12 protein-coding genes are annotated in these 12321 nt (G+C 73.5%); 2 read left to right on the top strand and 10 right to left on the bottom strand.

The genetic code is table 11. The features are described from left to right. Positions 1 to 202: 202 nt before the first annotated feature. From OG823_RS23825 to OG823_RS23795, 7 genes are all read right to left on the bottom strand, one after another. Positions 203 to 1549, bottom strand: coding sequence for a hypothetical protein (locus tag OG823_RS23825; RefSeq protein WP_371481664.1), 1347 nt, complete (start codon positions 1547 to 1549; stop codon positions 203 to 205). A 347-nt stretch (positions 1550 to 1896) separates the two neighbouring features. Further along, complete coding sequence (locus tag OG823_RS23820; RefSeq protein ID WP_371481663.1) at positions 1897 to 2346, bottom strand: ribonuclease; 450 nt, start codon at positions 2344 to 2346, stop codon at positions 1897 to 1899. Positions 2347 to 2601: 255 nt separating this feature from the next. Continuing rightward, on the bottom strand, positions 2602 to 5310 hold the full coding sequence (ppdK, locus tag OG823_RS23815) for a pyruvate, phosphate dikinase (RefSeq protein WP_371481662.1): 2709 nt from the start codon (positions 5308 to 5310) through the stop codon (positions 2602 to 2604). Positions 5311 to 5874: 564 nt separating this feature from the next. Further along, positions 5875 to 7137, bottom strand: coding sequence for a tRNA dihydrouridine synthase DusB (gene dusB, locus OG823_RS23810; protein ID WP_371481661.1), 1263 nt, complete (start codon positions 7135 to 7137; stop codon positions 5875 to 5877). A 126-nt stretch (positions 7138 to 7263) separates the two neighbouring features. After that, complete coding sequence (locus tag OG823_RS23805) at positions 7264 to 8061, bottom strand: hypothetical protein (RefSeq protein ID WP_371481660.1); 798 nt, start codon at positions 8059 to 8061, stop codon at positions 7264 to 7266. A gap of 2 nt (positions 8062 to 8063) precedes the next feature. After that, a complete protein-coding gene (locus OG823_RS23800; RefSeq protein WP_371481658.1) occupies positions 8064 to 8708 on the bottom strand; it encodes a response regulator in 645 nt (214 codons plus the stop codon). Next, entirely contained in the window at positions 8696 to 9919 is a 1224-nt protein-coding gene (locus OG823_RS23795) for a histidine kinase (RefSeq protein WP_371481657.1), read from the bottom strand. Before OG823_RS23795 ends, OG823_RS23800 begins: the two co-directional genes overlap by 13 nt. A 134-nt stretch (positions 9920 to 10053) precedes the next feature. Between OG823_RS23795 and OG823_RS23790 the strand changes: the two genes are divergently transcribed. Together OG823_RS23790 and OG823_RS23785 are read left to right on the top strand one after the other, a co-directional pair. After that, positions 10054 to 10551, top strand: coding sequence for a hypothetical protein (locus tag OG823_RS23790; protein WP_371481656.1), 498 nt, complete (start codon positions 10054 to 10056; stop codon positions 10549 to 10551). 26 nt (positions 10552 to 10577) lie between these two features. Further along, complete coding sequence (locus OG823_RS23785) at positions 10578 to 11216, top strand: hypothetical protein (RefSeq protein ID WP_371481654.1); 639 nt, start codon at positions 10578 to 10580, stop codon at positions 11214 to 11216. A 28-nt stretch (positions 11217 to 11244) separates the two neighbouring features. On the opposite strand, the gene OG823_RS23780 is transcribed toward OG823_RS23785, so the two are convergent. From OG823_RS23780 to OG823_RS23770, 3 genes are read right to left on the bottom strand one after another with little or no spacing between them, the layout of a single operon-like run. Further along, positions 11245 to 11763: a hypothetical protein gene (locus OG823_RS23780; RefSeq protein ID WP_371481653.1), complete on the bottom strand. Its 519-nt coding sequence runs from the start codon at positions 11761 to 11763 to the stop codon at positions 11245 to 11247. Between the two features lie 23 nt (positions 11764 to 11786). Further along, entirely contained in the window at positions 11787 to 11993 is a 207-nt protein-coding gene (locus OG823_RS23775) for a hypothetical protein (RefSeq protein WP_371481652.1), read from the bottom strand. Then, a complete protein-coding gene (locus OG823_RS23770) occupies positions 11990 to 12220 on the bottom strand; it encodes a hypothetical protein (protein WP_371481650.1) in 231 nt (76 codons plus the stop codon). The genes OG823_RS23775 and OG823_RS23770 overlap by 4 nt, the downstream gene beginning before the upstream one ends. Positions 12221 to 12321: the final 101 nt, after the last annotated feature.

The raw sequence follows: 12321 nt of genomic DNA, 5'->3' as shown, positions 1-12321 counted from the left end.
CATCTTCTCAGACTGAGCACATCACCCGCTGGGCCTTTCGGTGCTCCGTGCCCGACCCGTCGCGCGGCCGTTGCGGGCGGGCGCACGGGCGCCGCCGACGCAGATCGCGGGCGTCCGGCCGCGGCCGGGCAGCGCCGGGGCGCGGGGCCGCCCGGCGCCTGCTCCGGGGAGGTGCCGTGCTGACGCCTCCCCGGAGCGGGCGTCAGGCGCCGGTCCGCCTGGCGCCCTGACGGCGCCGCAGGCCGACCAGCATCCCCACGCCGACGGCGGCGGTCGCCGTACCGCCGACCGCGAGCGGTACGGCGCCGGAGGCGCCACCGGTGTGCGCCAGGTCGGCGGCCTGCGCCACGACGGTCGCCGCCGGGGCCGGGGGCGAACCCGGCGCCGAGGCCGTGGCCGTGGCCGTGGCCGTCACGGTGGCCGTCACCGTGGGAGCGGGTACGACCCCGGCGGGCGGTGACGCCGTCGGGGTGCCGGTGGCGGCGACGAGCATGAAGCCCGCCTCCGCGCTGCCGGCCTCCACCGGGGTGGCGGTGGAGTTGCCCAGCGCGAGGCTCCACCCCGTGAGGGCCACCGAGGCCGCGCCCAGCGGGGCGTCGGCGGCGAAGGCGAGCCGCAGGGCGATGGTCCGGGACTCGCCGTCGTGCAGTTCGACGACGTCGGTGCTCTTGTCCCCGGTCTTGAGGAGCAGCGTGAGCCGGCCGTCGTTCGGCCCGCCGGACGCGTCCTCGCTCGCGGGCAGCCAGGCACCGCCGGCGTCCTGGAACTCGGCGTGGGTCTGCGGGACGGTGAGCGGGCCCGTCGCCCGCAGTCCCAGGGAGGGCAGGAACCGGAGGTCCCTGCCACTGTGGTTGGTGACGGTCGCCCTGAATGTCTGCGGGGACGCCCCGGCAACGATCACGGCGGGCACTCCCTCGACGTCGAGCGTCGGAGCGGCCGGGGCGATCGGATCGGCGGGCCCGCCGGGGGCGACGACGGTGAAGCGGATCCCGTTGTCGCGCGGGTTGGAGACCCGCTGCTCGGGCGGCAGCGACGGGTCCGTCACCGCGGTGCTCAGTGCCGCGGTGGCCACACCGGTGTGGGCGCCGGCGACAAAGGAGAGACGCAGCCGGTAGACGACCGACTCGCCCGCGTTCAGCGACATCCGGCTGTCCCCGGGGGTCAGCTCGAAGGCGGCTCCGACGTTGGCGCCGGCGTGGAGCACGGCGCTCTGCCACGGCGCGCCCGGCGCCTGGACCTGCAGCGCCACCTCGGACTCCAGGATGCCGGAGTTCACGTCGGCGATGACGAACTGGGCCTGGGCGGTCACCGTGTGATCGGCGTGGTTGGTGAACGTGGCGGTGAGTTCGACCGGGGCGGCCCCGGTGGTGAACTCGGCCGGGCCACCGGCGAGTCCCACCGACACGGGGGAGTCGGTCGTCAGCGCGGGGGCTCCGGCGGAGGCGGACGCGACCGGGGCGGCGGCTGCCGCTCCGGCGGTCGGCAGTGCCCCGATCGAGACCAGGGTGACCGCGGCGGCGACAGCGGCGAATCTTCGGCGCTTGTGCAAGAGAACCTCGTGGGAACGTGCGGGCCCCGGGCCCGGCGGGCAGCAGATGGGCCAGGATGCGGGCACCGTCACACGATGCGCCTCATGCGCACGATTTCTTCGTCCCCCCACCACTGACGATCACCGAAGAGTACCGGAACGCACAAGGCTCCCAGCCGGAATATCGCCGTCGCTGCGGACTGTGGCCGCCGACACGTGGCACAGCCGGATGGTGCGGATCGATCGGCGCCGCCCCGAGGCCGCGGCCACCGCACCCGGGCGGCGCGGACACCGAGCCGGCACAGGACACCGAGCCGGTACAGGACACCGAGCCGGCACGGAACGCCGCGCCGGCACAGGACACCGCGTCAGCAGCGGGCGTCGATCTCCTGGAAGCTCGTGTAGTGGTCGCCCGTCCAGTACTGCTCGCCCACGCCGCCGGTGACCACCCGCCGGGTGCCGCGGTCGGCCGAGCCCGGGGTGACCACGGTGTACTCGTGGTAGTAGCCGGTGCGGTGCCGGGGCAGCCGGCTCTCGCGGTTCTCGAAGACCACGCCGTCGGAGCGGTAGGGGAACGGGCCGCCGCGGGCGATCAGGGCGAGGGTGTCCCGGGCCTGGCTGGGCAGCGCCGTCCGGCAGATGTCGGCGAGCCCGGGGTCGTGCGGGATCCATGCCGCGAGGACGGACCCGGTCGGCGGTGAGGCCGGGGCCCCGGCCCGCGCGGGCCGTTGGTGATCCGTGAGGGCGTAGGCGGCTGCGGCGGCGATCGCGCAGACCAGCAGGACGGCGACGGCGATCAGGCGGTTTCGGCCGGTCATGGCCCCAGCTTGCCGGGAGTGCCGGGCGGGTGGTCCGACCGGGGTGCGGTCATCACCCGATCGGCGCAGAGCATGCGGCCGGGACGGGGGCGGACGCCATTGTCCGCTCCCGCCCCAACTGCTCCACGTACGCCGGTTCTCCTGCGCCGAGCTCCGGTGTACGCCCCTCCCCGGGGGGAGGGGATGCGGTCAGCGACCCACGTTACGCGGTCGGGCACTCCGGCGGCCGATGCCTGGCTGCCGGGGCTGCCCGCCTCAGCGTGAGTCGCTGCCCGCCGCTTCGAGGGCGGCGCGGCCCGCTTCCAGGCGCGCCACCGGGATCCGGAAGGGCGAGCAGGACACGTAGTCCAGCCCGACCTGGTGGAAGAAGTGCACCGACTCGGGGTCGCCGCCGTGCTCGCCGCAGACCCCGAGCTTGAGGTCGGGGCGGGTGGCCCGGCCCGCCTCGACGGCGTGCTGGACCAGCGCGCCGACGCCGTCCCGGTCGATGGTCTCGAACGGGGAGACCCCGAAGATGCCCTTCTCCAGGTACGCGGTGAAGAACGAGGCCTCCACGTCGTCGCGGGAGAAGCCCCAGACGGTCTGGGTGAGGTCGTTCGTCCCGAAGGAGAAGAACTCGGCCGCCTCGGCGATCTGGCCGGCCGTCAGGGCGGCCCGGGGCAGCTCGATCATGGTGCCGAGCTTGATCTCCAGGTTGACGCCGGTGGACGAGGCGACCTCGGCGAGCACCCGCTCGCACTCGTCGCGGACGATCTCCAGCTCCTGGACGGTGCCGACCAGCGGGATCATCACCTCGGGGCGGGGGTCACCACCGGCCTGCCGGCGCTCGGCGGCCGCCTCCGCGATGGCGCGCACCTGCATGCCGAACAGACCGGGGATGACCAGGCCCAGGCGCACGCCGCGCAGGCCCAGCATCGGGTTCTGCTCGTGCAGCTTGTGCACCGCCTGGAGCAGGCGCAGGTCGTTCTCGTTCGGGTCCTTGCGGGCCTCGGCGAGGGCGACGCGCACCGACAGCTCGGTGATGTCGGGCAGGAACTCGTGCAGCGGCGGGTCGAGCAGCCGGACGGTGACGGGCAGTCCGTCCATCGCCTGGAAGAGCTCGACGAAGTCGTCCTTCTGCAGCGGCAGGAGGGTGCCGAGCGCGACCTCGCGGTCCTTGTCGTTGTCCGCGAGGATCAGGTGCTCGACCTCCTTGCGGCGCTCCTCGCCCAAGAACATGTGCTCGGTGCGGCACAGGCCGATGCCCTGCGCGCCGTAGCGGCGGGCGCGGTTCGCGTCGTCGGCGTTGTCGGCGTTGGCGCGTACCGCGAGGCGGCGGCGTACGTCGGCGTGCGACATCAGCCGGTGGACGGCCTGGACCAGCCCGCCCTGGACGTCGGCGCCGGCGTGCAGCGTGCCCTCGAAGTACTCCACCACCGGGGAGGGCAGGACCGGGACCTCACCGAGGTAGACCTTGCCGCTGGCGCCGTCGATGGAGACCACGTCGCCCTCCTCGACCACCTTGCCGTCGGCGGTGGTGAAGCGGCGGCGCTTGGTGTCGACCTCCAGCTCCTCGGCTCCGCAGACACAGGTCTTGCCCATGCCGCGGGCGACCACGGCGGCGTGCGAGGTCTTTCCACCGCGCGAGGTGAGGATGCCCTCGGCGGCGATCATGCCGTCCAGGTCGTCCGGGTTGGTCTCCCGGCGGACCAGGATGACCTTCTCCCCGGAGCGCGACCACTTCACCGCGGTGTAGGAGTCGAAGACCACCTTGCCGACCGCCGCGCCGGGCGAGGCGGCGATGCCCCAGGCGACCTGCTTGGAGGTCGAGTCGGGGGCGAAGCGCGGGAACATCAGCTGGGCGAGCTGGCCGCCGGTCACCCGGTGCAGCGCCTCGTCCAGGTCGATCAGGCCCTGGTCGACCAGCTGGACGGCGATCCGGAAGGCGGCGGCGGCGGTGCGCTTGCCGATCCGGGTCTGCAGCATCCAGAGCTTGCCGCGCTCGATGGTGAACTCGATGTCGCAGAGGTCGCGGTAGTGCAGTTCGAGCTTGTGCATGATCGCCATCAGCTCGTCGTACGACTTCTTGTCCAGCTGCTCCAGCTCGGCGAGCTGCAGGGTGTTGCGGATGCCGGCGACGACGTCCTCACCCTGGGCGTTGGAGAGGTAGTCGCCGTAGACGCCGACGGCGCCCGTGGAGGGGTCACGGGTGAAGGCGACGCCGGTGCCGGAGTCCTCGCCGAGGTTGCCGAAGACCATGCTGCAGACGTTGACCGCCGTGCCCAGGTCGTTCGGGATCCGCTCCTGGCGGCGGTAGAGCCGGGCCCGGTCGCCGTTCCAGGAGTGGAAGACGGCGTGGATGGCGAGGTCCATCTGGCGGCGGGGCTCCTGCGGGAACTCGCGGCCGGTCTCGCGCAGCACGATCGCCTTGAACGTCTCGACCAGTACCTGGAGGTCGGAAGCGTCCAGGGCCAGGTCGTCGGCGGTGCCCTTGGCGTGCTTGAGCTCGTCGAGGGCCTCCTCGAAGAGGTCGCCCTCGACGCCGAGCACGGTCTTGCCGAACATCTGCACCAGGCGGCGGTACGAGTCCCAGGCGAAGCGCTCGTTGCCGGACTGCGCGGCGAGGCCGAGCACCGAGGCGTCGGAGAGCCCGATGTTCAGCACGGTGTCCATCATGCCGGGCATCGAGAACTTGGCGCCGGAGCGGACGGAGACCAGCAGCGGGTCGTCCGCCTGGCCGAGCTTCTTGCCCATCTCCTGCTCCAGGGCGTCGAGGTGCGCACTCACCTCGGCGTGGAGCGAGGCCGGCTCGCTGCCGGTCTCCAGGAAGACCTTGCAGGCCTCGGTGGTGAGGGTGAACCCCGGAGGGACGGGGAGGCCCAGGTTGGTCATCTCGGCGAGGTTGGCGCCCTTACCGCCGAGAAGATCCTTGAGGTCCTTGTTTCCTTCAGTGAAGGAGTAAACAAACTTCTGCTGGGACGGCACGGGTCGGTCTCCTCGCACACGGTTGCCCTGACGCCGCTGAACATACCCATTTCGAAGGCGTTGTCGCGCTGCCAATGGGCCGTACGAGGCCAGTACCCAGCGGTAACCCGGTAGATCGAATGCCCGCCAGGACGTTCACCTCTGGTGGTGAAATCGTCCTCCTGACGCGAGCGTTCATTCAATTCTTGAAGGCATCGAAACACGAAGATCACAGGAAGCGGACAGAGCGTCATGGTCCACCGCCCGCCGTGTTGCCCCGGCTTGATTTCCTGGACCCGTATCACCCGATACCCCGCCGACCCCCTTCGGAAGGCGATTCACCCCTCGACGGGCCCGGTCGGATGCTGACCGTGCGTCAGTCGCCACTGTATGTGGCAAGGGTCACGGGCGCATCTCACCTGTCATGCGTAGGCGGACTCGGCCGATCGTCGCACTGTGTCCAGAAATGAGTTCTCTCCGTGATCGGAACAGGCCCGAAAGGAGCCCCCTTGGCCAGGTTGTCCAAGAGGGCTGGGCCGGTCCGGCAGTGACCCGCACGCAGGTGACTTTGCCGGATCGTCCTCATCATCCGCCGGATGTGTCCATTTCGGCGTCCATGCCGGGCAGGGTGCAGTCGTACGGATCGTCCAGCCAGCCCTCGGGGAGCACCACCCGGTTGTTGCCACTGGTCCGCCCGCGCGGGCCGTCCGCGCCGGCCGGCCACAGCTGGGTCGGCTCGACCAGTGCGAGCGTCTCGCCCAGCTCGGCCAGCGAGCTGGAGTTCGCCAGCTTCACCCGCAGCTCGGAGCCGACCGAGAAGCCCTTGGTGTACCAGGCGACGTGCTTGCGGAAGTCCACCACGCCGCGCTGCTCGTCCCCCATCCACTGGCCGAGCAGCTGAGCGTGGCGCAGCATCGCCCGCGCCACGTCGGCGAAGGCGGGGCGGGCCGGGTCGACCTCGCCGTCGAAGATCGAGACGAGGTCCTTGAACAGCCACGGCCGGCCCAGGCAGCCGCGCCCGACCACCACGCCGTCGCATCCGGTCTCGCGCATCATCCGGACGGCGTCCTCGGCCGACCAGATGTCTCCGTTGCCCAGCACCGGGATGTGCGCCGGGACGGACTCCCGCAGCCGGGCGATCGCCGACCAGTCGGCCGTGCCGCCGTAGTGCTGCGCGGCGGTCCGCCCGTGCAGGGCGATCGCCGAGACGCCCTCCTCGGCGCCGATCCGCCCGGCGTCCAGATAGGTGAGGTGCTCGTCGTTGATGCCCTTGCGCATCTTCATGGTCACCGGCAGCCCGCCCGCGCCCGCCACCGCCTCGCGCAGGATCTCCCGCAGCAGGTTGCGCTTGTACGGGAGGGCCGAGCCGCCGCCCTTGCGGGTCACCTTGGGGACGGGGCAGCCGAAGTTGAGGTCGATGTGGTCGGCCAGGTCCTCGTCCGCGATCATTCGGGCGGCCTTGCCGACGGTCACCGGGTCCACCCCGTACAGCTGGATGGAGCGCGGCTTCTCGCCCGGGTCGAAGTGGATCAGCTGAAGGGTCTTGGCGTTGCGCTCCACCAGGGCCCGGGTGGTGATCATCTCGCTGACGTACAGGCCACGGACGGCGCCGGTCCGCGCCGCCGTCGCGGCCTCGTCGGGGGCCTGCGCGACGGGCGCGCCCTCGCTCTGCTCGCGGCACAGGGTCCGGAACGGCGCGTTGGTGATGCCCGCCATCGGAGCCAGCACCACCGGCGGCCACACCGTGATCGGGCCGATGGCCAGCGGCGCGAACCCGGCGCCGGCCGGAGCAGCGGGGGCGGTGGCCGGAGCAGCGGGGGCGGTGGTGGGGGCGGGCGTGGCGGTCATGCGGGGCTCATCCTCGGCAGCTAGGCGGTCGCGGCGGTACGGGTCGGGCTCCCCATTCTCCCCCACCGGGCCCGCTGCCCGGGCGGCCGGCCGGACACCGGGCGCCGGCGCCGCCGGATCCGGTGCTCAGCCGTCCGCGAGGGCGATGCCCACCGTTCCCGAGCCGGCCGCCACGTCGATGCTCCGGGGTGAGGCGGGATCGGCCAGCGCCGGGTCGATGCTGCGGTTGCCCGAAACCGAGTGTCCGCTGATCCGGTACCGCGATCCCGGGGGCACGACGATGCCCATCTCGCCGGAGCCCACCGAGGCGGTGACCGCGTCGGGCGGGCGGGCGAAGGTCAGTCGCAGCTCCCCGGAGTCGGTGGACGCCTGCACCTGCGGACCGGCCAGCGCGAGGCCCCGGATCAGGCCCGAGGTCGACCGCGCGGAGATCTGGCCGCCGAGCCCGGACAGCAGGATCGCCCCCGAGGTGGTCCGCAGGCGGACGTCACCGGTCAGGCCCCGCACCTCGGTGCTCCCGGAGGTGCTCCGGCCGCTCACCTCCGTCCCCGGGGCCACCTCGATGCCGATCCGGGCGTCGCAGCCGACGTCCCCGAGGTGCACCGGCAGCGACCCGCAGCGCACCGAGACGCTCAGCACGTCGCCCTCCCAGAGCATCGACACCACCGGCTTGCGAAGCGTCCAGTCCAGATCGCGGCGCACCGTCACCCGCCCCGGCGGCCCCGGCTGGACCGTCACCTGCGCCGTGCCGGTGTCCAGCACCAGCATCCGGGCCTGCTGCTCGTAGACCTTGGCGCCCGAGAAGTGCTGCTGCACCAGGGCCGCCCAGGCCTGCGAGCCGGCGAGGACGATCACCACCGCCATGACCAGCCCGCCGACCGGCCGCCACCACCGCCGCTCTCCGGCGGCCTCGTCAGCCGTCACCACTACCCGACCTCCAGGAAGCGCAGCACCGCGAGCACCCGGCGGTGCGTCGCGTCGGCCGGCGGCAGGTCGAGCTTGGTGAAGATCGAGTTGATGTGCTTGGCCACCGCGCTGTCGCTGACCACCAGGGACGCCGCGATGGCTCCGTTGGAGTGGCCCTCCGCCATCAGGCCGAGGACGTCCCGTTCGCGCGGGGTCAGCTTCTCCAGAGGATCGCTGTGCCGGCGCACCAGCAGCTGGGCGACCACCTCCGGGTCGAGCGCGGTGCCGCCCTCGGCGACCCGCTGCAACGCGTCGACGAAGTCGTCGACGTTGGCGACCCGCTGCTTGAGCAGGTAGCCGACCCCACTGGTGTTGGTGGAGAGCAGGTCGGCGGCGTACCGCTCCTCCACGTACTGGGAGAGCAGCAGGACGGCCACGCCGGGCCACTGCCGCCGGATCAGCAGGGCCGCCCGGACGCCCTCGTCGGTGAAGCCGGGCGGCATCCGCACGTCCGTCACCACCACCTGCGGCGCGTGCTCCTCGACGGCGGCGAGCAGCTCCTCGGCGTCGCCGACGGCGGCGGCCACCTCGTAGCCGACCGCCTCCAGGACCTTGACCAGGCCGACCCTCAGCAGGACCGAGTCCTCGGCGATCACAGCTCGCACGGCAACTCCACGGTGATGGTGGTGGGGCCCCCGAGGGGGCTGTGGACGGCCAGCGTGCCGTCCACCGAGGCGGCGCGTTTGCGCAGCCCCGTCAGTCCGCTGCCGCCGGACGGGTCCGCCCCGCCGACGCCGTCGTCGGTGATGACGATCCGCAGCCGCCCGCCCCGGGCGCGCACGGACAGGTCGGCCCTGGAGGCGCGGGCGTGCCGGGCGACGTTGGTCAGCGCCTCGGAGACGGTGAAGTACGCGACCGCCTCGACGGTCGGCGCGATCCGGCCGGGCAGGTCCACGTCGAGCCGCACCGGCAGCGGTGCCCGGGCGGCGATGCCCGACAGTGCGGCGTCCAGGCCCCGGTCCTCCAGGACGACGGGGTGCAGCCCCCGGATCAGGTCGCGCAGCTCCGCGATGGCGGCCTGGGCCTCCTCGTGCGCGTCGATGATCACCTGCATCACCTCGGGCGGGACGTCCTTGAGCGTGCGCCGGGCCAGCCCGAGGTTCATCGCGAGCGAGGTGAGCCGCTGCTGCGCGCCGTCGTGCAGATCACGCTCGATCCGGCGCCGCTCGGCGTCGGCGGCGTCCACCACCCCCGCCCGGCTCTCGGCCAGATCCTCCACCCGGCGCGCCAGCGTCTGCGCCCGGTTGGGCCCGAGCATCGCCCAAGTGGTGCGCTCGTCCAGCGCCGCGAGCAGGCCGACCGCCCAGGACGCGAGCAGCAGCAGCACGGCTCCGCCCACGGTGATCAGCAGATCCGGCAGGAGCCGGCCCCCGCCGCGCACCGGGCTGGTGACCGGCATCAGCCAGACCCAGCCGTACAGGGTGACGGCCACCAGGCCGACTCCCCAGGCGTACAGCACCGCCACCGCCCCGGCGGCCAACACCGGTGCCAGCAGCAGGTGGTGGGCGGCCTGCCGCCAGACCGCCTCCGAGCGCAGCCGCCGCAGCGGATTGCGGCTGCCGCGCGGCAGCCGTGGTATCTCGACCCCGCGCAGCGCCCGCATCCGGCTGCGCTGGGCGAGCGTCAGCAGCCCCATCAGCAGCAGCACCGCCGCGAGTATCGGGACCAACAGCTCCGGGATGACCGCCGCTATCCAGACCGGCACGCTCAGCACCGCACCGGCCGACACGAACAGCGTGTCGCGCCACGTGGTCGCCGACCACGGCGCCCGCGCGGCGCTCCTGGCGAGCGCTCGACGCAGCGCGGTGGAGAACATGGCCGACAGCCTAGGGCCGGGTGATCATGCCCGGCCATGAAGGGGGCTGCACTCCCGGGGTGTACCTGGGTACACCCTGGGCTCGGTGGGTCGCGCCACCGACATCGGGGCTCCGCTCCGGAAGTCTTGACGGCATGACGACGACAACGGGGACCGCCTTCGACGCCGACCCGGAGGGCCGCACCCCGGCCGCGCCCGAAGGCCCCTGGTCGGTGCGCGGCACCGGCCGCGGACGGCCCGCACTGGAGGTCTACGAGCACGGCGAGTTGCTGGACGTGGTGGTCGCCTCCCTGCTCGGCCCGCACCTGCTGAGCGGCGCACGGCGCTGCACCACGGGTGGCCGTCCGCTCGCGCTGGCCTGGGGACGGCTCCCGGCCGGCGGCGGAGCGCCGCCGGTGGTGGAGTTCACCGGCGGACGGCTGCGGCCGGTGCGGCGGCGGGCTCCGGTGGTCCCGGTCTCGGGAGCGTTCTGGCTGGCCTGGGCGCAGGGGCGGTTCGCGGCGGTGACGGTCCGGGAGGACGCGGCCCAGGGCGGCGCCGCCGCCGAACGGCTCCGGCTGCGCCGGGCGCGGGCGGCCTCCGGCACAGCGGACGGCCGTGCGACCGGCAGTACGTCCGGCGGCGCCGCGTGAGTGCCTTCGCGCCGACCGTCCGGACGGTGCTCCCGCGTCCTCGGCTGCTCCCGGTCGAGCGGCTGCCCGGGGCGGCCGCCCTCGCGCTGCTGCCCTGGCTGGTCGTGCTGATCGCCTGTGGCGAGGACACCGCCTGGATCGTCCTGGACGCCCTGGAGTTCGTCTTCCTGGCCGCCGCCGACCGACTGCTCCGGCGCGGCCACCGGGCGGCGGCTCCGGCGGCCGCCGTCGCCGCGCTGCTGCTCACCGCCGACGCCCTGGTCGACGTGCGGACGGCCGCGCCGGGCACGGAGCTGTCGGTGGCACTCGCGATGGCGCTGCTCGCCGAACTGCCGCTGGCGGTGGCCTGCCTGACGCCGGCGTGGGCCGCACTGCGCGCGACGGGGCGGGGCCGGGCCGTGCGGCCCGGTTCGACCGGGTGCCGCGCTCAGGGGTCGATCTCGCACCAGAGCCCGCTGCGGCTGGAGTGCCCCCAGCGCGCGGCGGCACCGAGCACGGGCAGCAGGGCGCCCTGGACGATCGGGTCGGCCGGAGCCGGAAGCGTCAGGCGGTACCCGGCGGGGCCCGCCGTCAGCCGTACCTCGTGGCAGCTGACCTCGCTCAGCAGCCGGGCGATACGGCATGCCCAGGCGCGTCCGCGCGGCGCGCCCGCACTCGCCTCCTGAGTGCGGTCCACCCGCGTCGGGCCCGTGGTCACCACACGAGGTGCGGCTCGGGAGCGGCGCGCGACGCCCCACTCCTGGCGGCCTCCGCCGCATGCCAGTCCGCCAGGTGCGACAGGCAGTCGCCGCACACCCGCACCGGCACCGGCACACCCCCACGGGTCAGTACCCCGACCTCGGTGACCTCGTTCAGCCGGACGCAGCCGAAGCACCGCCCACGCTCCCCGAAGGCCGCACAACCGCCGTGCCCCTGGCGCGGGCGCCGGACGGCCGGGGCCGGGGCCGGGGCCGGAGCCGGAGCCGCGAGCCGCGTCGTCGGCAGCACTCGCTCCTCCTGGCACACCAGGCCGCCCTCCCCCTGGACGGTGGGCGCGCCCCGCCGGGTCACCGGTTCGCAGGCCGAGACGCCGACCATCATCGCCATCGCGAAGGTCAGCAGCGCGACCAGCGCCGTCGTCCCCGGCGGCCCGCCCCACACCACCGCCACCGCCAGCCCCGCCAGCCCCGTACTGCCGAGGACCACCACGGCGGCCGCGAGGACCGCACCCACCGGCCGGACCGGGCTCCGGCGCCTCACCTCGCACCGCCGCTCTCCGCCGGGTGCCCGCCGGCCACCGGCCCGATGTGCTCGGGCCGCACCGTCCACTCGACACCGCCGCCCTCGGGCCGCAGATAGACCTGCCCGCCCCGGGTGTCCATGTAGACGCCGTTCCGGAGGTGTTGGTGATCCCGCACCGTCTCGCCCCGCCGGGGCCGGTACTTCTCCGTCCGAGCGCTCATCGCCCGCCCTCCTCCTGATCCTGTGTCTGATCCGGGCCCGTCCACGGCGCCACCTGGTGCAACCGCCGCAGGCGCAGGTGCCCGAGAACGCGGACGGTCACCAAGTCGTCCACCACATCGACCACTTCCGCCCGGCAGCGAGGCGCCATCGGGTCGGTGATCTCCCAGTCAGGGGGGACGACGGCGACGCTTACGCCGGGTTCGGGATGCCAGACGGCACCGTGCATGGCCGGGCTGCCCCTTCATCGGATGACGTGAGCAGAAGGCCGGATCGGACCTCCCGCTGCTTTTCTATCGCTATCGTTGCTGTACAGACCGCCGGTCGGCA

Source organism: Kitasatospora sp. NBC_00315 (assembly GCF_041435095.1).
Taxonomy (GTDB): Bacteria; Actinomycetota; Actinomycetes; order Streptomycetales; family Streptomycetaceae; genus Kitasatospora.
Note: the sequence above shows the minus strand (reverse complement) of the source record. Positions and strands in the feature narration are given on the sequence as shown.